This is a genomic window from Vibrio sp. YQ_11, from assembly GCF_043103065.1.
Taxonomy (GTDB): Bacteria; Pseudomonadota; Gammaproteobacteria; order Enterobacterales; family Vibrionaceae; genus Vibrio; species Vibrio parahaemolyticus.
Window position 1 is genome coordinate 111,333 of record NZ_JBICJM010000036.1, and the last position, 21,810, is coordinate 133,142.

General features: G+C 44.3%; 19 protein-coding genes. 11 read left to right on the top strand and 8 right to left on the bottom strand.

The window, feature by feature from the left end:
• The first annotated feature begins 168 nt into the window (after nucleotides 1–168).
• The 3 genes from ACF8EG_RS14975 to ACF8EG_RS14985 all read left to right on the top strand — a co-directional run bounded on the left by ACF8EG_RS14975 (nucleotide 169) and on the right by ACF8EG_RS14985 (nucleotide 3,923).
• On the top strand, nucleotides 169–1,911 hold the full coding sequence (locus ACF8EG_RS14975; protein ID WP_025795962.1) for a bifunctional UDP-sugar hydrolase/5'-nucleotidase: 1,743 nt from the start codon (nucleotides 169–171) through the stop codon (nucleotides 1,909–1,911).
• A gap of 521 nt (nucleotides 1,912–2,432) precedes the next feature.
• Nucleotides 2,433–3,452 carry a TerC family protein gene (locus ACF8EG_RS14980; RefSeq protein ID WP_020842108.1) on the top strand — a complete coding sequence of 340 codons (1,020 nt, stop codon included), beginning with the start codon at nucleotides 2,433–2,435 and terminating at the stop codon, nucleotides 3,450–3,452.
• 279 nt (nucleotides 3,453–3,731) lie between these two features.
• Nucleotides 3,732–3,923, top strand: a complete 192-nt coding sequence (locus ACF8EG_RS14985) for a hypothetical protein (protein WP_005451745.1) — start codon at nucleotides 3,732–3,734, stop codon at nucleotides 3,921–3,923.
• Between the two features lie 161 nt (nucleotides 3,924–4,084).
• Here the strand turns inward: ACF8EG_RS14985 and ACF8EG_RS14990 are convergent, their stop codons facing one another.
• The 3 genes from ACF8EG_RS14990 to ACF8EG_RS15000 all read right to left on the bottom strand — a co-directional run bounded on the left by ACF8EG_RS14990 (nucleotide 4,085) and on the right by ACF8EG_RS15000 (nucleotide 8,592).
• The gene (locus tag ACF8EG_RS14990; protein ID WP_005455388.1) at nucleotides 4,085–4,642 is read right to left on the bottom strand and encodes a PhnA domain-containing protein; all 558 of its coding nucleotides are present in this window, start codon (nucleotides 4,640–4,642) and stop codon (nucleotides 4,085–4,087) included.
• A gap of 278 nt (nucleotides 4,643–4,920) precedes the next feature.
• Nucleotides 4,921–7,329 (bottom strand): VolA/Pla-1 family phospholipase, encoded by a 2,409-nt coding sequence (locus ACF8EG_RS14995; protein WP_069507122.1) that lies wholly within the window; start codon nucleotides 7,327–7,329, stop codon nucleotides 4,921–4,923.
• Nucleotides 7,330–7,350: 21 nt separating this feature from the next.
• On the bottom strand, nucleotides 7,351–8,592 hold the full coding sequence (locus ACF8EG_RS15000; RefSeq protein ID WP_005455385.1) for an outer membrane protein transport protein: 1,242 nt from the start codon (nucleotides 8,590–8,592) through the stop codon (nucleotides 7,351–7,353).
• A 358-nt stretch (nucleotides 8,593–8,950) separates the two neighbouring features.
• Between ACF8EG_RS15000 and ACF8EG_RS15005 the strand changes: the two genes are divergently transcribed.
• Complete coding sequence (locus ACF8EG_RS15005; protein WP_206925994.1) at nucleotides 8,951–10,033, top strand: site-2 protease family protein; 1,083 nt, start codon at nucleotides 8,951–8,953, stop codon at nucleotides 10,031–10,033.
• Nucleotides 10,034–10,117: 84 nt separating this feature from the next.
• Here ACF8EG_RS15005 and ACF8EG_RS15010 read toward each other — a convergent pair whose 3' ends face one another.
• Nucleotides 10,118–10,906 (bottom strand): M48 family metallopeptidase, encoded by a 789-nt coding sequence (locus ACF8EG_RS15010; protein WP_079858972.1) that lies wholly within the window; start codon nucleotides 10,904–10,906, stop codon nucleotides 10,118–10,120.
• Between the two features lie 204 nt (nucleotides 10,907–11,110).
• Here ACF8EG_RS15010 and ACF8EG_RS15015 point away from each other — a divergent pair, with 204 nt between their 5' ends.
• From ACF8EG_RS15015 to cutA, 5 genes are all read left to right on the top strand, one after another.
• Nucleotides 11,111–11,545 (top strand): hotdog fold thioesterase, encoded by a 435-nt coding sequence (locus ACF8EG_RS15015; RefSeq protein ID WP_005455359.1) that lies wholly within the window; start codon nucleotides 11,111–11,113, stop codon nucleotides 11,543–11,545.
• 43 nt (nucleotides 11,546–11,588) lie between these two features.
• On the top strand, nucleotides 11,589–11,822 hold the full coding sequence (locus tag ACF8EG_RS15020) for a DUF3389 domain-containing protein (RefSeq protein WP_005455381.1): 234 nt from the start codon (nucleotides 11,589–11,591) through the stop codon (nucleotides 11,820–11,822).
• Nucleotides 11,823–11,901: 79 nt separating this feature from the next.
• A complete protein-coding gene (locus ACF8EG_RS15025) occupies nucleotides 11,902–13,608 on the top strand; it encodes an SgrR family transcriptional regulator (RefSeq protein ID WP_029857161.1) in 1,707 nt (568 codons plus the stop codon).
• Complete coding sequence (locus tag ACF8EG_RS15030) at nucleotides 13,592–13,843, top strand: hypothetical protein (protein WP_025520701.1); 252 nt, start codon at nucleotides 13,592–13,594, stop codon at nucleotides 13,841–13,843. Before ACF8EG_RS15025 ends, ACF8EG_RS15030 begins: the two co-directional genes overlap by 17 nt.
• Nucleotides 13,844–13,851: 8 nt before the next feature.
• Nucleotides 13,852–14,184 (top strand): divalent-cation tolerance protein CutA, encoded by a 333-nt coding sequence (gene cutA, locus ACF8EG_RS15035; protein WP_069507131.1) that lies wholly within the window; start codon nucleotides 13,852–13,854, stop codon nucleotides 14,182–14,184.
• On the opposite strand, the gene ACF8EG_RS15040 is transcribed toward cutA, so the two are convergent.
• The gene (locus ACF8EG_RS15040) at nucleotides 14,146–14,742 is read right to left on the bottom strand and encodes a DUF2238 domain-containing protein (protein WP_005498833.1); all 597 of its coding nucleotides are present in this window, start codon (nucleotides 14,740–14,742) and stop codon (nucleotides 14,146–14,148) included. The genes cutA and ACF8EG_RS15040 overlap by 39 nt on opposite strands.
• 275 nt (nucleotides 14,743–15,017) lie before the next feature.
• On the opposite strand from ACF8EG_RS15040, the gene ACF8EG_RS15045 reads away from it, so the two are divergent.
• Nucleotides 15,018–15,857, top strand: coding sequence for an isopenicillin N synthase family oxygenase (locus tag ACF8EG_RS15045; protein ID WP_005455357.1), 840 nt, complete (start codon nucleotides 15,018–15,020; stop codon nucleotides 15,855–15,857).
• Nucleotides 15,858–15,989: 132 nt separating this feature from the next.
• On the top strand, nucleotides 15,990–16,610 hold the full coding sequence (locus tag ACF8EG_RS15050) for a DNA-J related domain-containing protein (RefSeq protein ID WP_025526278.1): 621 nt from the start codon (nucleotides 15,990–15,992) through the stop codon (nucleotides 16,608–16,610).
• Between the two features lie 128 nt (nucleotides 16,611–16,738).
• Here the strand turns inward: ACF8EG_RS15050 and ACF8EG_RS15055 are convergent, their stop codons facing one another.
• The 3 genes from ACF8EG_RS15055 to fabV all read right to left on the bottom strand — a co-directional run bounded on the left by ACF8EG_RS15055 (nucleotide 16,739) and on the right by fabV (nucleotide 21,764).
• On the bottom strand, nucleotides 16,739–18,394 hold the full coding sequence (locus tag ACF8EG_RS15055; protein WP_069507132.1) for an ABC-ATPase domain-containing protein: 1,656 nt from the start codon (nucleotides 18,392–18,394) through the stop codon (nucleotides 16,739–16,741).
• A gap of 71 nt (nucleotides 18,395–18,465) precedes the next feature.
• On the bottom strand, nucleotides 18,466–20,376 hold the full coding sequence (locus ACF8EG_RS15060; RefSeq protein WP_069507135.1) for a GGDEF and EAL domain-containing protein: 1,911 nt from the start codon (nucleotides 20,374–20,376) through the stop codon (nucleotides 18,466–18,468).
• Nucleotides 20,377–20,564: 188 nt separating this feature from the next.
• On the bottom strand, nucleotides 20,565–21,764 hold the full coding sequence (gene fabV / locus ACF8EG_RS15065) for an enoyl-ACP reductase FabV (protein WP_069507137.1): 1,200 nt from the start codon (nucleotides 21,762–21,764) through the stop codon (nucleotides 20,565–20,567).
• Nucleotides 21,765–21,810: the final 46 nt, after the last annotated feature.

Consider the following 21,810-nt stretch of genomic DNA (forward strand, 5'->3'; position numbering starts at 1 on the left):
GAGAGCCTCCTATTGAATAGAGACCGCGACAAGCGTAAGTTGCTTTCAATTGAACGACAGACAGCATCGTGATCACGTAAACGTGAAATCAAAAATTCACAGTTTCATAAAATTCATGATTCTGTCATGATTCACTTCTTATTATTATAAGGAATGAAAAGAGAGAAGATGAAAATGAATAAAAATCATAAGCCAGTAAGAATCAAACTGGCACACATCAATGACACTCATTCCTACTTTGAGCCAACGTCATTACAGCTAAAACTCAAAATCGACAAAGACCTCATATTAGAACCTTATGTTAGTGCGGGCGGATTCTCACGAATCGCGACTCGGGTTGAACAGCTACGTGATGATGCACAGCGTCAAGGGCAGGGAATGTTGTTCCTTCATGCTGGCGACTGCTTCCAAGGCACGCTCTATTTCTCCTTATTTAAGGGCAAAGCGAACGCCGATTTGTTGAACGCCTTGAATATTGATGCCATGGCATTGGGAAACCACGAGCTCGACATGGGGAACGAACCAGTTGCACTATTTTGTCAGCGTACCAATTTTCCGCTGCTCGCAGGCAACTGGGATCTGTCCAATGAGTCAAAAAACAAAGCGCATCGACTAAGCGACTGTAACAACGTACTGAGCTATCAACCGGATTCACGCAGTGCGCAATACCTTGTGAAAGAGTTTAACGGTGTAAAAGTCGCTATTTTTGGTTTGTCCATCGATAAAATGAGCGATATAGCAAACCCTGACGCCGATACGCCATTTATGACTGCAATTGAAACCGCGAAAGCGACGGTCGCACAAATTCACAATGATGGAATCAAAAACATTATTTTACTGAGTCACCTAGGTTACGAGGGCGACTTAGAACTTGCAGAGCAAGTAGAAGGCATCGGTATCATCGTGGGTGGTCATAGCCACCGTTTGCAAGGTGACTTTACTGCGATTGGTTTGGGTGAAGATGATCCTTATGGTATCAAAGTAAATGGAACCTACGTTGTGCAAGCCGGTTTCCATGCCCTGACCATGGGCCATTGTGTGCTTGAGTTTGACGAAAATGGCCAAGCAACCATGTTGAATGGTCAAAATGAATTACTGTTAGGACGCCGTATTTTCTGGGATTCAACATTGAATCAACAATTGGACCAAGGCGTATTTGAAACCGCTTGTGATTTTATTCACGGCCAACCAAATGTTGTGGTCTGTAAGAAACACCCAGAAACTCAAGCTATTTTGAGCGATAAATACATACCTCGCGTGCGTGCCTTGCAATCGCAGGTGATCGCTCATGTGGAAAGCAAAAAGCGTCATGTCCGTATTCCGGATGAGTTGGGCGGAAGTGAACTTGCCGGTGCGGTCGCTCGCTCTTTCCTTCATAGCTTAAATAAACGCGGGCACAACGTTCAATTTGCAATTCATAATGCAGGTGGCGTTCGCACTTCACTCAATCCAGGTGATATTACAGTGGCAGATGTTGCCGGACGATTATTGCCTTTTGCCGTACCGATCGGGTTTTACGATGTGAAAGGTGCGGTTATTCGCCGAGCTCTAGAAGGTGCAATCAATAACGCACTAAACAACGGCGTAGAAGGCACTGGGTCAGGCAGTTACCCATATACGTACAATCTGAACTTTGACTATCAAGCCGATGCGCCAAAAGGTGAGAGAATCCAACGATTAGAAATATTTGACGGATACCGCTGGGTAAAGGTTGATGATGACGCTTGGTATCGTGGCACCTCTTCGGCTTACACGATGAAAGGTAAAGAAGGCTATGAAGCCCTGCTTGATATGAAAGGCGAGGGTTGTGTGAGTAACTTATCAATGGCGGATTGCTTTATTGAACTACTTACAGATGAGCCAAACTGTTTGAACGAAAGTCATAAACTTTACTCTCAACAAAATCGTTAATCATTCTTGGTATTGATTTTGCTGTACTTTCCACACTACATGCGAGTTAGAGGGTGGAAAGTATGTGGAAAAAAGACTGGGCAGACGCCGCTGTGGTCATTGCGTGGGTAGCCGCTTGGTCCATGCTTGTGTATTTTGTGCCGCTAAATGGGCTATAAAGAACAAAGAGCAATAAGAGGGAGCACTGGTCAGTGCTCCTTTTTCTTTATATTCATATATTTGATGGACTGCTGGCGATTAAATGCATTGATTTTATTGATAGGGAATTTTTGTTGGAAATCAGAATGATCAGGCGTATGATGGCGGCGTTTGGGGAGTAGTTAGCGCAAGTTTACTTATCGTCATCTCGTTAAGCGAACGCTTATCCGGTAAGTAAAGGTGTATGATTGAACATTCAATCTTGGCACTTCAACGAGACCAACGCATTCATTGATTAGCAGACACATGGGTAATGTGACTGCTGGTTTGTATTGTTTGCGGAAGGTCACCAAACACTGCTGTCCTTCCGCGTGGGAGGAAGCATGTCTCTTATCGAAAATACCACCCAGTTAAGCCAATCTGTTCTATTTCAAGAATCACTGACAATGTATGGTGCATTCGGCCTTTTCACACTCGTTTTGGTTGCGCTTGATATCTATCAAACCCGAGGCGGTGCCATTACGATGCAAAAAGCCATCGTTTGGAGCATATTCTGGTTCTTACTCGCGTTTCTTTTTGCAGGTTCCATCTATTTCTTTTGGGACGTTTACGCTCCTCATAGTGCTTACAGCAATGAGAAAGCGACCGTTTCATTCCTAACTGGTTACTTGCTCGAAAAATCATTAAGCGTTGATAACTTATTTGTCTTCGCCATCATATTTGCCCAATACAAAGTGCCAGAGCATCTTCGTCCGCGTGCGTTACTATGGGGTGTGATTGGCGCGTTGGTTCTGCGAGCAATTATGATTGCTGTCGGTGCGCAGCTGCTCGCCCAATACCATTGGGTACTCTACCTATTTGCGGCGTTCCTAATCTGGACAGGCATTAAGCTTGCTCGCGACAAAGGTGAAGAGGAAGAAGTGAACCCATACCCAGAGCAAGTGATTCGTAAATTGCTGCCTGTAACAGATGATTATCAAGGCAATCATATGTTCTTGAAGCAAGCAGGGAAGTGGGTTGCGACGCCAATGTTAATTGTAGTGGGCGTGATCGCCGTGATGGATGTGATGTTTGCACTCGATTCAATTCCGGCAATTTTTGCGGTCACTCGCGAGCCATTCTTGGTGTTAGCGGCTAACGTATTCGCGCTGTTAGGCTTACGCTCGCTGTACTTCGTGCTGCAAGCGATGCTGGACAAGTTTGTCTACTTAAAACCTGCGCTCTCTGTGATCATGATGTTTATCGGTGTGAAGATGCTTTTGGTCGGAACGGAATACGAAATCCCAACGATTTGGTCGTTGACGTTCTTGATTCTAGTAATGACTTCCGCGGTAGTTGCGTCGGTGTATAAGAACAAAGAAAACAGTCGTTCTCGAGTTAATATTACTAATCAAAAATATTGATAACCGGATTTTTGAAAAGATATTTTCAGTATTGATTGGTTAAGGATTTGTTACTTAAAAGCTTGGAGTTATCCCCGTAACTCCAAGTTATTCAAGAAAAGTAGGCGGTTGTTGAATTTTTATGCGAAAAGTGGGCATTTCTAGCTCGCAGCAATGTGAATGATTTGTTTTATTAGAAAAACTAATTTGGTTGGTCAAATTTTGTCATTTTTTAAACAGTGAGGAAGTGACTACTATACAACCAACAAAACATATTACTGCTTTTAAAGAGAGGCAATCATGGCACAAGCAATGCAAATGACAAATGTAGCTTTACCAACCTCTATGGATAAGAAAACCTACGCGGTTAACTTCAAAGGATTGATTGCTCACTTACTCGACATTCTTTTTGTAGATAACTCTGCTCCTCGCAGCTACTACGCAGAAGACTTGTCAGCTCACATTCAAAAAGATATCGGTATGTACCGTTAATCTGAACACTGTGAAAAAATAATGCCAGCTTAGTCGCTGGCATTTTTGTATTTGCTGTTTCAAAGGGACCTGATTCAAACGCATGGGTTAGGGGGCCTTCCGAAGCACAAACAAAAACGGGGTTCCAAATGGAACCCCGTTTTATACAAAAGTAACTAAAATTACTTCTTACGGCAGTACTCTGCGATCACGTACATTGACTGACCACCGTTTGCCTTACCTGAAATCAGTTTAGGGTCATCACCAAGGCTGATACCGCGAATCACAGTACCTTGCTTAATTACTTGGTTTGTACCTTTAACTGGTAGATCTTTGATTACTGTTACATCGTCACCTTTCTTAAGTTCAGTGCCGTTGCAGTCAACAGTTTTGTCATCAGCAGACATACCTGTCATTGCCCAGTTCTTTTGCTCTTCTTCCATGTACATCATGTCAAGAGCGTCTTGAGCCCAGCTTTCAGAGTTTAGGCGAGTTAGTTGGCGCCATGCAGTTACTTGTACTGCAGGAACCTGGCTCCACATGCTTTCGTTCAGACAACGCCAATGGTTAATGTCTTTAGGTTCTTCGATCTCGCTGTGGCATTTGTCACATACCATGATAGCGGTATCAACTGTTACGTTACCGTGTGGTGGTACAGCGTAAGCAGTTAATGGAGATTCAGATGAACACAGTTCACATTTTGACTCGCAGCGTGCAAGCAGAGTAGCTTCGATAGACATAAGGACTCACCTTAGTAATGTTATTTTGTGGCGGTATTATCCACTTTATCCTGAGAAATAAAAGGGTGTTAGCGAATTAAAGCCGAGATTTTACAATATTCCAACCTGATTAGGTGAAAGATGTAAAACAATCGCTAAATAAATAATATTTGGAATATAAAAGAAGTGGTCAATTATCTTGGGTTATGAATTGTTGTGTGAATTATTCAACACTCTTTTGAGTGCGAAAAATAAAAAACCCAGCCTAAGCTGGGTTTTGTCGATGAATGAATGGTCGATTATTTCAGTACTGTTGTATCCGAAACATCACTCAATGCGTTGTCCATCAAGAAGTCCGCGTTTTCTTTTTGCATTTCAGCATGATGATTGATATCGGCAAGTGTGCCTGATGGCGACGCAAACGTACTGTGTGAAGCAATAGCGTTGAATTGAACAAAGCTTGACGTCGCAGCGACCGCTGTATTTAAGCTATTAACCTCAGTTAAGCCCAATTTCTTGGCTAACGGCTCTGTACCTGCAAATGGAGCGTTCGCAACGTTATTCGGTACCGTCTTATCACCTTCAACTTCTGTCATCAAGAATGGTGTAGTTAGAGTGCCTGAAGCAACTAGGTCTGCGGCATTAGTAAATGGATCTACAGTATCAAGCGTGGTTTGCGCTGCGTAGATGAACTGTGAGAAACCAGCACTCAGAGCTGCAAGCTGTTCCGGTGTCGCTAAACCTTCAAAGACCTCGTAACATGCTTTGTCATCTAACTGTGCACACTGCGCGTCAGCGTAAGACTTGTAATCCGTTGATGCTGCATAAGCAAGGTTGTGCTTGATTTGCGGACCAAAGTCTGAAGAACCCAGCAATAGATTACCGATTTGACCACCAGAGTTCTGAATAGAGGCCGCGCTAAATGTATACAATGCATCAGCAGTAGGGCTACCTAGCGTGTTGTTTGCAGCAGCAACCGCAGACGTACCAACAATACCGCCTAGTGAGTGACCTAGCATTTTCACTTGAGAGCCCATCATCGGGTTAAAACCTTGAAGAGGGCCTCCAGCCAATAGGCCGCCTTGCTCTGATACTACTAAACTAGCACGTAAGCCCAATACATCCAGCACGCTTTGACGAAGGTTATCACGCGCTACAGCAAGGTTAGAAAGGTTCAAGTAAGCAAGAACGTTCGCATTTGCCGATCGTTGTTCGTCTAGGCTACGTGTACCGTGGATTGGAAGATCGATAGCGATAACAGCTACGCCAGCCTGCACCATATTAAAAGCAAATGCATACGCGTTTTCTTTCGCTGAAGTGATACCGTGTTGGTAGATCACCACGTCTTTTGCAACACCATTTTGAGGAGTAAACAGTAAGAACTCGACATTTTCTAAAGACTTAACCGCAGGAACAGGAGAGTAACGAGTAATAACTCGCTCACTATCCAGTTGTGTGCCGTCGTTTAAGTACAGTTTCGAGCCTACCAGTTTTAGCTGCTCTGTTGGATCTGTCGCCAGCTTGCTAACGTCTACAGGAGAGCTTGCGAAAACGCCAGAAGAAAGCTGCTGAACCATGTTCGCTTGTTCTGCTGGATCGGTAAGTGCTGCGTTTAGCTTCGCTAGGCTTGGCATCGCAGACACCATCGGTTGCATGTTCCAGTTTGCGCCTTTTTCAAGGTAGTGTGGCAGTCTTACTTGACCCTGAGTAACATTCACACTCGCGCCAGATTGCAGGTAAAGACCTTTAATCGCGCTTTTCGCTGCATCTAGGTCACTGACGTATTTATTAAAGTCACTGTCCGAATCTAACGCTGTCATAAAGTCTTGTGTCTCACCAAGCACCATTGTGTACGCAGTAGAAAGGTCGACAGCATTCTCGTTAGTATCATTTTTGTAAATGGCATTTAGCGTGTTCGCGCCAGTAGCAAAACCTGTCGCAGTAACACCTTTAACAGCCGCTAACGTATCACCTACAGATTGAGTGCTGAACCATGATGAGTAGACAATATCAGCTGGGTTGACTTGCGCTAGACCAAAAATACCTTCGACAGCTTCTGTTACCGCTTGTACGGATGCAAGATCGCCTGATTCGTACTTAACTTGTTTGCTCTTTGCCACCGCGTAGCTTGAAGAGGTGCCAATAGGCTCGCCATTAACGTCGGTTACGTCTTGCGTGACCGCGAAAATGTATTCGCTGGATTCATCAAGAGAATCGGCAAACTGAACATAAAGAGATTTACCATTGGCTTGAACAACGTAATCTTGGTTCTGAACAAGGACTTTTGAAATCGGGTTAGTTTTTCCGTCCCATTCCGTCAAACGCTGGTTGATTTTGATAACTTTAACGCCAGAAGCCAACATGCCAGGAGCGAAGCCATCGCCGTTAAAGTTCAAAACGATAGGCATAGACGTTGACCAACCGTCCATTGTGTTCATTGATGCGCGTGGATTAGTAAGGGCATCATCACCGTTAGTTGGCAGACCAAGCGTACCATCTGACGTATCCATAAGTAGGTAAGAAGGGGCAGGTACGTCTGCGTTTGCACCTTGGATAGTAAAGCTAATTGAAGTGCCACGATCTAGCAATGCTTGAACTTCCGATTCAAACGTTACTTTATCTGTTGTGCCTGAGCTTGATGTGTTGTCGCCACAACCTGCAAGTAGGATCGCAGAACAAAGCAGTGATAGTTTAAACGTATGTTTCATTGGGTTACTCCGAGAATCCTATTATTTGAAGGTGTAGTTCATCTGTACTGCACTGATGTATGCCGTACCTTCTGAATCAAACTTAATTTCTTGACCTGCTGCGTTAGTCTCAGTGAAAGAGCCCGACTCACTTTGTACCAATGCAAAACCAGCATCAAACGATAGGTTTTCATTCATTGCATACGTTAGACCCGCGCTGTACCACATACGGTCACTATCAGGGATACTCAATGTTGCTTCACCCGCTTGCTCGTCATAAGCCAAGCCTGCGCGGAATGTCCACTCCGTGTTTAGCGTGTAAGTTGCACCTACAGAGTAACGGTTGTTGTCTTCATACTTTTCTGGTTTGAAGAAACATACGCCGCCTTTACATTCATTACTGGTCGCTTTTAGCTCTTTAAAAGTGCTCCAGTCAGTTTGTTGCCAACCGTAATGAATCGCCCATTGGTCGTTCAATTGATGGAATGCAGATAGTTCGATAATAGAAGGAAGCGAAATCTTCAAACGACCATCGACTTTTGCTGCGGTTGCGATGCCAGAGTCGTAGCTGCTGAATTCACCATCATCAAAATCTAGATCGACTTTAGAACGGTAGCCAAAGCCAAAACGGTTGTTTTCGTTAAGTTCAAATAGGGCACCAACGTTCCAACCCCATGCGAAAGTCTCACCTTCCATGCCAATTAGGTTATCGGATTTACTGCTACCAGAACCAAATAGCGGCGCCAACGCACCTTTATGACGTGTCAGTTCAGCTTCTGCATAAACTAAGTTGATGCCGCCACCAACACTAAATTTTTCGTTGATGCGGTAAGCAATGTTTGGGTTGATATTGACAGAAAGTAGCGAGGTGTCGCCAGCCATATCACCCGCAGAAATATCATCTGGATAATCTGTTGCAACACCGTAAGTGGTGAACATACCGATACCCCAAGCCCAGTTGTCATTGATTGGGCTGATGTAATAACCCGCAGGAACCACTTGCAGTGGTGCTACGTCATCAGATTGCTCTTTATGAAGCGTATCGTAAACGTTGACTTCAGGATCAACGATAGAAAGTGCGCCAGAAAACTGAGCTTCTTTGAAAAGAGTCATTGCTGCTGGGTTACGTGCAAGGACGCTGGCATTGTCTGCTACAGCCCCTTCACCTGAGAATGCTCGACCAAGACCAGATGCCGAGTGTTCAGCAACCTGAAAGCCCGCTGAATGGGCATTACACGCAAACAATATTGAAATTGTCAGCAGAGAGCAGTGCTTCTTGTTCATCCTTGACCCTCCTAGGGTGTCATTATGCTGGACCGAAGTCCTTGTAATTGTTGTGTGGTACTAAACAGCAGTTGTGATTGCGTTGAAACACAGCTGTGATGTAAACGTAATGTTAATTGTATGTTTAATAACTTGTCAAAGTTTGAGCGTATTTGGCGTTTTAAATTTGATGCATACGTCAAACGCCTGCTCGTAAGGGCATGTATTATCGTTATATTTTTTGTGGAAATGGTACGACCAGAATTGTTTTGCAAATCTTATGATTAAATAACCTTCAAATCTTGAGTTCACATGCTTTGATGTCACTTGTTATAAGAGGCATAATTCGACCTTTGTGGCTATCGCATTAGGAATCGCGTTGGAATTACTACACACTGAATTTTTGGGTCGCCCGTTAAGATTAGAAGGATCGATGGCGGGATGGCAGCAATTGTACTGGGACAACACTCTAGTTTCTCAAATTGATGCGAGCGAAAAGAAAACAGAAACTTACACGCATCAATTTAAGTTGAGTGCTGGAGAAGAGGTTTTGCTTTGCCAATTAGACTGCACATTGGATTGGCAACCTTTTGATCTGACCTATCGCGCCACCGTTAACGGTGAGCTAATTACGGAAGGTTCAAGAAACGAAAAAGACATTGAAAGGCAGGTGCCACAGGTCGCGCCGCCATCAGAAAAGCGCTTGAGTGTCATCGGTATTTTTTCCTTAGGTATGAAAGCCTTAAAAAGCGCGAAAGTGATTAAAGTTGCGCTGGCGTCAGCAAGTTTAGCTGCCTATTCATGGTTGTTTTCTATTGAGTTTGCTCTGGCTCTTATCGCTTGTCTTATATTCCACGAATATGGGCATATCAAAGCGATGAAGTATTTCGGTATGAAAACCAAGGGCATTTACTTAATCCCGTTTCTAGGAGGCTTGGCTTTAAGTGACGAGAAAATAAACACGCGTTGGCAAGATGTCGTCATTTCTATCATGGGGCCTTTCTTTGGATTGGTTTTAAGCATTGTGTTTACTCTGCTTTATTGGATGACAGGCGAAATGATATTCGCTGGTCTTGCTGTGTTTAACGCGCTGCTAAACCTCTTTAACTTGCTGCCGATCTTACCGTTAGATGGTGGCCATGTTCTAAAGAGTATTACTTTCTCGATGAATACTTGGATTGGGTTGGCGGGCAGCATTGTTACAGCACTACTTGGTATTGCGCTCAGCTATTCATTTGGTTTAACGCTGCTCGGATTCTTACTGATGATGGGGATGCTGGAAGTGGTCATGGAATGGCGAGCAAGACATCACAGCCACTTGCTGCCACTCACTCGCTACGGTCAATTGTTCTCATTGGTTTGGTATTTAGCATCCGTTGGTGGTTTTGTTGGGATTATTTGGTATTTCGCAGGGCTGGGTGACAGCTTACTCAGCTTACCTTTGCAAATTCTTGGAGCTTAACGAAAGTTCTCAACACACAGATAACGAAAAAGCTCCTTAAGTAGGAGCTTTTTTGTATCAGACTTTTGTAGGGTTATACGCTTTCTAACCACATTTCGGTGCTTTCACATTGTACTTCGGTAACTTGTTGATGGTTGCCTGCAAGTCTTTGATTCGCGTACTGTGAGAAGGGTGAGTAGAGAAAAATTCCGGCGGCTGCGCTCCACCTGATGCTGCACTCATGTTTTTCCACAGATCGACACTTTGATTAGGATTGAATCCAGCTTTCGCCATGTACTCTAAGCCAACGATATCCGCTTCAGACTCTTGCGTTCTTCCATAAGGGAGAATCACGCCGTACTGCACACCAACACCTAACGCGGCCATAGTGAGCTGTTGATATTGTTTGTATTCAGATGCGCCAATTGCCACATTCGCTAACGACAGCCCAGCATTGGCCAATTGGCTTTGAGACAGCCGCTCGTTACTGTGTTCTGCTAAAACGTGCGCCACTTCGTGCCCGATAACCGTTGCTAACTGATCTTGGTTTTTCGCTACCTTGAGAAGGCCAGTGTAAACACCAATTTTTCCGCCTGGCAACGCAAACGCATTGACTTGGTGCCTATCAAACACCACGACCTCCCAATCTTTGAAACCAGCTTGAGGTGGAATGGCATTGGTGATCTGCTTAGCTACGCATTGTACGTAAGCGTTGGTCTTTTTATCTTTACTGATTGGAATATCCTTCTTCATTTGATCAAAGGATTTTGCACCAAGTGATGACATTTCTTGATCTGAAAACATCAGTATTTGATTTCGACCAGTTGGTGAGGCGCTGCACGCAGTTAAGCCTGCTAAGGTCAAGAGAGCAGAGGCTTTAATCCATACCTTCATAAGTGGCTCCATATTCACTAATTCTTGTTTTGAACCAGTAGTATATACCCAAATGATGACAAGATGCATAGGCGAGGTAAGTGTGATTGTAGAGTTGAGGGCTAGCGCGTTTTGTCTTGAAGTGTCGCAGCAATAGAGACTATGCTAAGCGCTTGGCATAAATATGAATAAGCAGTCTCAACCTGCAAACAGTAAGAGCGAAAAATGAGTATTTGGAAAAAGCCGATCAGTTTGGACATCCTTAACGCTACATCAAGAAATACCATGATGGAGCACCTACAAATCGAGTACACCAACTTCACGGATGATTCATTAAGTGCAACGATGCCAGTGTGCAGTTTTACTCACCAACCGCTAGGTATGTTGCATGGTGGTGCATCCGTCGTGCTAGCAGAAACATTAGGTTCCATTGCCGCAAACTTTTGCGTAAGTGAAGGTAACTACTGCGTAGGTTTAGATATCAACGCAAACCATGTACGAGCAATGCGCAGTGGTTATGTTATCGGTACCGCAAAACCTATTCACCTTGGTGTGTCGACTCAAGTTTGGCAGATTGAAATTACAGACGAACGTGATCGCTTGGTGTGTACTAGTCGTCTAACGATTGCTGTGAAACAACAAAAAGCAAAATTGGCTTAATTCGACGTTCATCAATCAGCAGAGATACACCCAAAGGCAGAACATGGTTATCGAGTTTTCATTAGGTAAAATTATCGCGACGCAGCGTGAAATCGTCATCAAACTAACCGGTGAGGCAATGGTCACATTGCAAGCACAAACCGATGCACTTCAACTTCTTGGTCGTGGCGCAAATGTGGTGTTAGCCCATGGGGCCGAATGCAAATGGTCAATAAAATTGGATAATGAGGAACAACTTATCCAACTCGCACAAGAAATTGGTATCGATATTCAATAATTTACCCCTTCATATTTGCACTTTTTCATAAAAATGAGGAAACTTGACTTATTGACATCAAGACAAGTATTTCCTCTTTATGAGTAGCCCTCGTTTACGTGTTCAGTTCGAAACACTCTTTGAAAAATTTGCCGGTAACGACACAGAAGTTCAGCTAGAAGACATTACCGATGCTCTGTTTTGTACGCGACGAAATGCGCGTATCGTTCTCAATAAGCTCGAAGAAGAAGGGTGGATAGAATGGCACCCGGCGGCTGGCCGAGGCAAACTATCCAAACTGATCTTTAAGCGCAATCGTAGTGACGTAAGCGAAAACTTAGCGAGACGCTATCTAGACGAAGGAAAAATTGGACAGGCGCTCGATGCGTTAGACAATGACGCCGCACGTTTAACCCAGGTGATTCAAGGTTATTTGGGATTGCAGCATCGACAAGGCGAGCAAGTCGTAAGATTGCCTTATTACCGACCGTTAGCCATGCTGAATCCGCAAAAGCCGATGCGTCGCTCAGAGCAACACATCGCGCGACAAGTTTTTAGCGGTTTAACGCGTCTTGATGAAAACGAACAACTTCAACCGGATCTCGCACATACGTGGGAGGCGCTTTCTGACACTCATTGGCGTTTCTATTTGCGTCGTGGCGTACGCTTCCATAATGGTGAACCACTCACGACAGATTGTGTTGTAGAGAGCATTCTTGCCTTGAGTGGATTGAATTTGTTCTCTCACATTCAGCAAGTTTCGTCACCACAGCCTTGGACCGTTGATATTAAGCTTGTTCGTCCAGATCGCTATTTACCGTTAGCATTGAGCGAGTCTCAAGCCAAAGTCTTATTGCCACAAGCGCTTCGCTCTGAGGATTTTGACCGTAAGCCTATTGGTACAGGTCCGTTCCAAGTGAAAGTGAACGACGACAAACGCCTTATTCTTACTGCTTTCGATGGTTACTTTGGGTTTCGTCCACTGCTGGACCAAGTTGAAGTGTGGGTGATTGATGAAGCCTACTCATCAATGGTGTATCCAAGCTTGTCTAAGCCACAAATGAACAAACAAGCGTCGACCGATGAAGTGGAACTCGATCCGGGCTGTACCTTCTTGCTGCTTAACAAAAATACCGGGATCGCAAAAGACCCACGTTGGGCCGAATTTTTAAGCCAAACACTAAATAGCCATCAAATCTACGCGCACGTTCCCCAAGATAAAGTGATTGAACTGGGTGTACTGCAAGCATTTGGTTTAAAACCGGGGTGGATTGACTTAAGGCCGACATCAGTGGGTGAAGTCCCGCAACAAGGTAAATCGATTACCGTCGCTTATCAGAAAAAACATCCGATGTTTCCTGTCATTGCCAAAGCAATTAAACATTTGCTCAAACCGCACAGTGTCGATGTCGAGTTTATTCGCTACGATACGCAGCCGCCAAACCCAGAAGAAGTCGACGTTTGGGTAAAAGCAATGGGTATTGCGACCAATCGCAACGATGCATTAGCGGGCTGGCTACTTGATTACAGCGACATCGAAAAATTCAGCGCGGGTTACGATTTTTCAGAATGGGTGACATTAGTCGATCAATGGCGTGCAGGTATTCACGCCGACTTTCCTGCTCGCGAATTAGGAAGGCAGTTAGTGAAAAGCTGTCAGGTTATTCCAATGTTCCATTGCTGGCTTGGTGTAAACAAAGACCACAGCGGAGCGCTTCAAAACGCAAAATGTAATGCGTTGGGGTGGTTCGATTTCAGCAATGTGTGGGTCAAGCCAGAGATAGAAGATAATGGCCAAGCCGAATAAAAAGCAACCGAATAAAACTGTCGAAATTTATTGTGCGAAATGCAAAGCGCAGCTATATAAATATCGCAAGGGCGGAAAGGGGGCCTTGGTGAAGTGCTTTAAAGAACGCATTGTAGAAGATTACACTCAAACCCCTTGTTTTTGCCCGAGCTGCGGGCAAGAGTTTGCACGAGATACGTTAGTCAGAGGTACGCCTGCGTTTAAGATGATTGGCGGAAAAGTGACAATGAAGTAGGAAAAATAATGAGCCAACAAAACGATTGGTGCATGGTGTTAAGTACCACCAATAATGAAAAAAATCGCGATGAAATCATCAAAGGTTTATTAGAGGCTCAATTAGCGGCGTGTATTCAGACGATGCCAATTGAGAGCCATTATGTTTGGAAAGGGGAAGTTTGTACTGATCACGAATGGTTACTCATCATCAAAACACGACGTGAACTTTACGAGTTAGTGGAAGAAAAAATTGAAAACCTGCACGAATACGAGGTTGCTCAAATCGTACAGGTTCCTATCGTGGATGGTTTTAATCCGTATTTAGAATGGCTTCGCGAATCGACGTTGAGCCGACATTAAAAACAACGACAGTATGGCACCCGTCGTATCACACAACATGTCTTTCTGGGCATCCCAAATGTCTCCTTGGGAGCCTAGGAAGGCAATGCCTTCATCGCCACCAGCCAGTTCGGCATACCACCACTCAATGATTTCGTAGCCTGCAGCCAAAGACATAATGGCAAACAACGCAAACCAGCATGAAAAAGTTGGGTTGAATTTTTTGTTGCGAATCAAATACTCAGCGATCGGGTAGGCATATAAACCAATCGCAAAGTGGGCTACGCGATCAAAATTGTTTCTCTCTGATCCAATTAGGTTATTGAACCAATCAAACGGCACTTCAGCGAAGGTGTATTTCGCGCCAATGGTGTGTAGGCACAACCAAATAAACATCAAAAGGTAAGCGGTGTTGCTGAACTGGTAGCGAATCGAAATCGCCCAAATCGCAATGAGAATACCAATCGCCGGAACGATTTCAGCAAACCAGACAGCACGCGAGCTAGGTTCTAATGCTGAAAATAAAAAAACGATGGCGTAAAAAATCGTCAATCCCAATAGTGTAGAAGTGCTTTTCATAGGGTTAGTTGATCCTTCAATTGATTTTTTAGAGCGTACAAGCATCGAGTTAAACCGTTTATATCTCTGTTTGTAATGCGTTAACAATGATTACACTTAATTGAACGGTGTGCAATTGTTTATTTTTATTGGTCAATTATTAACTAAACATGTTGAATTATTAGCGAACTGCTCAACATTAAAACGTTTGCGCGTGCACATTTCATTAAAGTTTGATTTACAACATGCCCATCCATAGAATCCGTGACTCAGTCTAATAAAAAAGAAGTAAAGTCATGAAACTGGAAACTGTCGATTATCTTGCTGACGACGCTGCTCAACAGTTCGTAGCATCACTACGCGAAACAGGATTTGGCGTATTAAAGAATCACCCAATCCCTCAAGAGTTGGTTGAGTCCATTTACAAAAACTGGCACGAGTTTTTCTGCTCAGAAGAAAAAAATGATTTCCAATTTAATGTAGAAACGCAAGATGGTTATTTCCCACCTTCGGTTTCTGAAGTTGCGAAAGGCCACAAAGTAAAAGACATCAAAGAGTACTTTCATGTTTACCCTTGGGGACAAATCCCAGAACAGTTGAAAGCAGAGATTCTTGAGTACTACGAGCGCGCAAACGCTTTTGCACAAGAACTGCTAGGTTGGGTAGAAGAGTACGCACCAAAAGACGTACAAGAGAAGTTCTCTATCGCGCTGTCAGAAATGATCAATAACAGCGACAAAACGTTGCTTCGCGTTCTTCATTACCCACCAATGACAGGCGAAGAAGAGCCAGGTGCAATTCGCGCAGCCGCTCATGAAGACATCAACCTACTGACTGTACTGCCAGCGGCGAACGAGCCTGGTCTGCAAGTTATGAGCAAAGATGGCGAGTGGATCGATGTTCCGTGTGACTTTGGTAACTTGATCATTAACATCGGTGACATGCTACAAGAAGCGTCAGGTGGTTACTTCCCGTCAACGACGCACCGAGTTATCAACCCAACAGGTGCTCGCCAAGAAAAATCTCGCATTTCACTACCGCTTTTCTTGCACCCAAAACCAGATACAGTACTTTCTGAGCGTTACACAGCACACAGCTACTTGATGGAACGATTACGTGAGCTAGGCGTTATTTAATCAAACGCGATCCTGATTCCAAAGGCCGATGGTTTTTCGCTATCGGCCTTTTTTCGTTTATGGTACAAAAGTAACGACGTTGAGCTTTGAAACGTGCTCAATTTTAATCGCTTATAAATCAAACGAGGGCGCATGGAAGATCAATATGGCGTATGCGATAGCAGTCAGAGTGAAATAGAGAACCCGTTGCTTTGGCCAATGCTTGAGATTCTCAAAAAGCAACCGTCTGGTTGGAAAGTACACACCTTGGCCAGCAAGCTCAGTGAGCGCGGTTACATTAACCAGCTTGACCCCTCGCCAGATAAAGACTTATTCAAAAGAAACTTTCTGATAATGAATGCGCTGTATCAACTGCAAGAGACGCTCTTTCCGGACAGTTGGTTGCAAGTAGAAGCGATGGATATCATGTTGATGTCAGCATTAGAAGCGAGTAGAAATAGCGTCGATCCAAACGATCCTTTGCGACAATACTATTTGGATTGGACCCATTATGAAGCGAACGAAGATGAAGTTCGTCGATTACTCAATGAGTTTTGGAGTCGTTATCAACGCTTTGTCGGCGGCGCCTCGGAGCACAACATCGATAAAGCGAAAGCGCTTAAACTCTTTGACCTAGCGGGAGATGCATCTCGTATTGAAATCCGCCGACAATGGCGAAAACTGGCGTTACGCTGGCATCCTGATAGAGAAAATGGCGATGCCGAAAGATTCAGAGTGTTGTGCGAAGCATGGAATGTGCTTCGAAATGGATAAATAGTAAATAACTACCTACTGTAGTTGGTGGTTTAGGACTGAAAATAAAAAAGGCAGCGATAATTGCTGCCTTTTTGTTTTAGACGAGCCAGACTTGGATAAGTCGTGATACGTCAAATACAAAATACTTAGTGTGAAGGTTTGAACTGTGACTTACGCATACGGTTAAGTGCTGCCATCACATCCAAAGTACGTGGTTTAGCAAGGTCACCTTGTTTAGGCAGTGATGCGTGCCATTCGCCCGATAACATCTCTTCAATTTCTTTTGCTGGGTTGTTACACCAACCAGGCAGTTGTGCAAGCTGGAACCACAACCAACCAATGGCGTTCACTTCGTCAGCAGACTCAATCTGCTCTAGCGCACTAAGGTCAGTAAATTCTTTACCAAAACGCAGTGAGTCTTTGCCTTTTGCACTTACGCGGAATTTACCGTCAGTCAATATATTCATAAGAGCCACGCGGTTTAGTGCGCGTGGTCGGAAAGTTTGTAAGCTCTCTTCTGATTCGTTATGGCGCTGAGTAGGGTGCTGCGCAATCACTTGTTTTGCTTTTTCAGTCACGTCGACCGCTTGGTAGTCATGCATCTGAATAACGGTATTCGCCACATCCAGGTAATCACCAGAGCCACCCATAACGATGATAGTAGAGATATCCAGTTCATCACTTAATTGACCGATACGGTCAACCAACGGTGTGATTGGCTCATCGCCTTTTGCCACAAGTGCCTGCATACGCTCATCACGAATCATAAAGTTAGTTGCAGATGTGTCTTCATCTATCAGCAGTGATGTTGCACCGGCTTCGATAGATTCTTGTAACCAAGCCGCTTGCGATGTTGAACCTGATGCATCTTGCGTTGAGAAATCTGCAGTATCTTTACCCATTGGCAAATGGTTGATGTAGTTCGACAGATTTAAGTGATGCACACAACGGCCATCTTCTGCACGAATCTTCATCGCTTTCTGATCTGTCACGATGTACTCGCGACCATCACCAGGAATGTGATCGTAAATAGAACGTTCAATGGCGTTCAGCAATGTAGACTTACCATGAAAACCACCGCCGACAATCAAAGTGATGCCTTTGGGAATGCCAAGTCCAGTCACGTAACCTTTGTTTGGTGCATGCAGAGTCACTTGCAAAGACTCAGGAGCCGTAAACTCCACTGCTTCTTTCATCGGCAAATCACAGTTACCCGCAATACGTGGTAGAACGCTACCATTCGCAACAAACGCAACAAGATTGTGTGCTTCTAATTGTTCTCTTAGTGCGCTTTGATCTTCGACGACTTGACAGTGCTTCACCATCGCTTCTTTATCCAACTCACGCTCAAGCGTCGCGCGTCGAATAAACTTAGGCAGATGAAACGTTAGGATGTTGTTCGCCTTTTTACCAAGCACAGAACGGCCTTCAGCGGGTAGGTTGACACGAAAACGCAGTTCAATCCCTTCTTCTGTGAATAGCACCGCTGTGCTGTCTAAAACCGTTTGACCATTTAAAGCGATTGATACGGTATTTTCTTGTTTAGCAAATTGCTCAAAGCTACGAGCAATAAAGTCGCGAGCCGCGCGTTGGAACGCCGGAGACTCGTCTTTTAGCCACTCAAGACCAGTTAGTGACCAAGCACGAGTCGCACGAAAACGTGATGCAGAAGCATACGGGTCGCCTTGAACATGATCGATAAACAACGTGAAATCAATGAAGTCATACTGACCTTTGATTTGTTGGTAAGCACGGTAGTTCTGCTTTTCAATTTTCTTAAGCGTGGCAGTTAACTGATCCATGAAGATATTGGCCTTTTAATTAGAAGCGGGCGGCGATTATAGAAACCACCGCAAGGAGAGTAAAGGAGAGCTTAGGAAGAATAGGCGTATTGGCCACCAATTTGACGCTGATTAAACAAACTTTGTTCGAACTCGTTACAAGGCATCGGTTTTCCGTACAAAAAGCCTTGTGCGATATCGCATCCTTCACCAATCAAAAACTGCTCTTGTTGTGGCGATTCAATTCCTTCAATGACCACTTGCAGCTCAAGTTTTTTCGCAATATGGATGATGGAACAAATGATTGCGCGGTCATCGTCGGATTTTTCCATTTGCTGAACAAAACTCTTGTCGATTTTGATGGCATCAAAAGGGTACTTCTTCAAATAACTGAAAGAGGCGTAGCCCGTACCAAAATCATCAAGTGACAATGTCACGCCAAGTTTGTTCAATTTTTTAAGGGTCGTTCGTGCGACCACTTCATCAGCAATTAACGCACTTTCCGTCACTTCTAACTCAAGAAAACGTGCCGGAAGGTGGAACGCTTCGAGAAGGTGTTCAACTTGCTCGGCGAAATTCACGTTTTGCAGTTGAATAGGAGAGACATTTACCGCGACTTTGAAATTATCGAATAACTCAGACCACTGTTTGGCTTTGTCGATAGCAGTACGCAAAACAAATGAGCCAACTTCAAATATGAGCCCATTTTGCTCAGCCATGTGGATCAGCGCTTCGTTAGATACATCCCCTAAAACGGGGTGACGCCAGCGTAATAGCGCTTCTGCACCTATCCATTTGTGCGTATGAGGGTTCACCTTCGGTTGGAAATACAACATCAAATCGTCATTACGTACAGCTTGGAGCAGATAACTTTCGAGCTGATTATGGTTGTTCAACTCATGCGTGTGGCTCTCACAGAAGTAACTGTAAGCTTCACCCGACTCTTTACATAGCAACATCGCGTAACAAGCATTTTGTAGAAGCTGTTTAGCACTGCTCGAGCGATGAGCCTGAACTACGCCAACGTAGGAGTGCAAGTGCACTTCTGTGTCGTTGATGTAGAAGTTCCCCACGCTGATATTAGTGATTTTATCGAGCAGATTATGCAGTTTCGAATCAGCATCTTCTCCCCATAACAAAAGCACTAAGTCGTTTGAACTTGGGCGACCAGTAATGAAGTAGTTTGAATCGTTCGTTCCAAGGCGCTTACGAAATTCTTTGAGGATCTCATCAAACGCTTCAAAGCCGTATCGAGTTTGTATACTACGCGCATTACTAAAGCCCACATTTATAACAATTAAAGACTGATGCCCGTGTTCTAGGGATTGAAGCGTATCTTCAACCACCGCTTCCAGTGCGGCGCGATTAAGAAATCCGGTACCTTGGTCATGGGTTTTCTGGTAGTTAACTTGTCTTTCAGCGGCTTTGCGGCGGTCAATTTCTTGGGTGAGTGAAAAGCTGAGTTGGGCGAGGTCAGTAGTTCGGTTTTCTACGCGATTTTTGAGTTCGCTGTTAAGTCTCAACAGTTTGTATTGTTGGTAGACAACAGCAAGTTGAGCTTCTATTGAGTCCTTGAACGTATTGAGCAATTGCCGGTAAGTTTCGCTGTACTCATTGGCTTTGGAGTCCAACATACAAATGGTTCCAAACGTTTCTCCATTTGGCCAAAACAACGGCAAACCACAATAGGAGAGCATACCAAGTTTGATGTCCGGGTTATTCGACCATTTTTCATCTGCAAGGGCATCGGGAACAACCAGTTGGCTTTTGGTTTCAATGACATGTTCACAGTACAAACCATGTCCAAGATCTTCTTTGTCACCAGCTTTATATGGATTACCTTGGGTGTCGCTTGAGGTGTTTACTTCGATGTGGTTTTGATGCACTCGCATGATAAGCGTGGTTGGCACGTCTGCAATCTGTGCGAGGAGATTGACAATATCCTGCCAGCTTCGCTGCATGGATTCAGGAATCTCATAATCTAGTGTTTGAAATCTCCCCATAGAGGCCTTCCTTTCCGGTAGTTTCACATCCTGTGAATCGAAGATTTATGCAGTAGTAATTGTTATAACATTAGTCGTTTTACTTAAGTATAGGGTCGCCCACAGACGAAACAAAAAAAAGTCCTGAAAACCTTTCAGGACCCCAAATTGTTGGAAGCCATCTCAAATATGAAACAAATTTGACGAACTTATGGCTTAAGTGACGCCAAGGTTTCTAACGAAATGTCTTGCGAGTAGTCTACATCGTCAAAGTTAAAGCCGTTGAGTTTCATGAACTCGTCCTTAAAGCCTTGGTAATCACCAATCTCTTTAAAGTTCTCCGCATTCATTTGTTCTAATAAATGACTCACTTCAGCCTGCGTTTGCGGATCCAGTTCTAAATCATCAATTCGAATCAATCGCTCGCCATCAACAGGAACTTTAGGCTGATCGTAAAGCTTCGTCGTGAACAGACGTTGCATTTGTTCGATGCAGCGTTCATGCGTGCCTTTCTCTTTCATTACTCGGTACAGAGCTAAAAGGTAAGGGCTCAGAGCAGGGATGAAAACACTAGCTTTGGTTACCAGCGCTTTACACACCGTGGCGTAAGCACCACCGTCGAAGTTAGCCAGTTTCAGATTCAATGCATGGCTGGTTTGGTGCAAATCAATTTTGGCTCGGCCTAAAGTACCATCGAGATAGATTGGGTGAGTAACTTCTGGGCCCATGTATGAGAATGCAATAGTTTTGCAACCTTGAGCGACGGATTCCGTGTTAATGAGAGTATCAATCCAGCTTTCCCAATCTTCACCCCCCATGACCTTAATGGTCGCTTCTGCTTCCTCTTCGGTGGCAGGCTCGAGCGTGGTTTCAACCCATTGATCATTTTCAAGTAAGATGGAAGCGCCAGTAACCGATTCACCAATAGGCTTAATCACACTGCGCCAGAACGTATCTGAATTAGGTTTTGGACGAACGCCCGCTGCAAGGCTGTAAATCACCAAATCGACTTCACCTTCAAAGTAGGTTTCGATCGCTTCGATAACTTCATTGCGGACAGAGTCAGAGAATGCATCACCAACAATATTGATTGCAGTGCGTCCGGAATGTGTTGCTTCTTGTTTGAAAAAGATGTTGTTGTACCAGCCTGCGCTGCCAACCCCTTTCTCAGATGGGCCTCGTTCAAACGAGACGCCAATGGTGTCTGCTTCAGCGCCGCCAAACGTCAGGGCAATACGTGCTGCTAACCCAAAACCGGAGGAAGCACCAATAATTAAAACTCGTTTAGGGCCGCTTTTGATCTGCGGGGCTTTTTTTACGTATTCAATTTGCTCTTTTATGGATGCATGGCAACCGTGTGGATGCGCAGAGCGAGCAACAACACCTTGAATTAACGGTTCTATTCGCATTGTTGTGATCTAACCTCGGTGAGTGGAATTCTGGTTAGATTAACGT

What these genes read in the sequence shown, in the direction of transcription:
- ACF8EG_RS15055 (WP_069507132.1), bottom strand. Translation starts at nt 18,394, where the DNA reads ATGGATCAGTTAACTGCCACGCTTAAGAAAATTGAAAAGCAGAACTAC.
- ACF8EG_RS15015 (WP_005455359.1), top strand. Translation starts at nt 11,111, where the DNA reads ATGAGTATTTGGAAAAAGCCGATCAGTTTGGACATCCTTAACGCTACA.
- ACF8EG_RS15050 (WP_025526278.1), top strand. Translation starts at nt 15,990, where the DNA reads ATGGAAGATCAATATGGCGTATGCGATAGCAGTCAGAGTGAAATAGAG.
- ACF8EG_RS15060 (WP_069507135.1), bottom strand. Translation starts at nt 20,376, where the DNA reads ATGGGGAGATTTCAAACACTAGATTATGAGATTCCTGAATCCATGCAG.
- ACF8EG_RS15030 (WP_025520701.1), top strand. Translation starts at nt 13,592, where the DNA reads ATGGCCAAGCCGAATAAAAAGCAACCGAATAAAACTGTCGAAATTTAT.
- ACF8EG_RS14980 (WP_020842108.1), top strand. Translation starts at nt 2,433, where the DNA reads ATGTCTCTTATCGAAAATACCACCCAGTTAAGCCAATCTGTTCTATTT.
- fabV (WP_069507137.1), bottom strand. Translation starts at nt 21,764, where the DNA reads ATGCGAATAGAACCGTTAATTCAAGGTGTTGTTGCTCGCTCTGCGCAT.
- ACF8EG_RS15045 (WP_005455357.1), top strand. Translation starts at nt 15,018, where the DNA reads ATGAAACTGGAAACTGTCGATTATCTTGCTGACGACGCTGCTCAACAG.
- ACF8EG_RS14975 (WP_025795962.1), top strand. Translation starts at nt 169, where the DNA reads ATGAAAATGAATAAAAATCATAAGCCAGTAAGAATCAAACTGGCACAC.
- ACF8EG_RS14995 (WP_069507122.1), bottom strand. Translation starts at nt 7,329, where the DNA reads ATGAAACATACGTTTAAACTATCACTGCTTTGTTCTGCGATCCTACTT.
- cutA (WP_069507131.1), top strand. Translation starts at nt 13,852, where the DNA reads ATGAGCCAACAAAACGATTGGTGCATGGTGTTAAGTACCACCAATAAT.
- ACF8EG_RS15000 (WP_005455385.1), bottom strand. Translation starts at nt 8,592, where the DNA reads ATGAACAAGAAGCACTGCTCTCTGCTGACAATTTCAATATTGTTTGCG.
- ACF8EG_RS15020 (WP_005455381.1), top strand. Translation starts at nt 11,589, where the DNA reads ATGGTTATCGAGTTTTCATTAGGTAAAATTATCGCGACGCAGCGTGAA.
- ACF8EG_RS14985 (WP_005451745.1), top strand. Translation starts at nt 3,732, where the DNA reads ATGGCACAAGCAATGCAAATGACAAATGTAGCTTTACCAACCTCTATG.
- ACF8EG_RS14990 (WP_005455388.1), bottom strand. Translation starts at nt 4,642, where the DNA reads ATGTCTATCGAAGCTACTCTGCTTGCACGCTGCGAGTCAAAATGTGAA.
- ACF8EG_RS15040 (WP_005498833.1), bottom strand. Translation starts at nt 14,742, where the DNA reads ATGAAAAGCACTTCTACACTATTGGGATTGACGATTTTTTACGCCATC.
- ACF8EG_RS15025 (WP_029857161.1), top strand. Translation starts at nt 11,902, where the DNA reads ATGAGTAGCCCTCGTTTACGTGTTCAGTTCGAAACACTCTTTGAAAAA.
- ACF8EG_RS15010 (WP_079858972.1), bottom strand. Translation starts at nt 10,906, where the DNA reads ATGAAGGTATGGATTAAAGCCTCTGCTCTCTTGACCTTAGCAGGCTTA.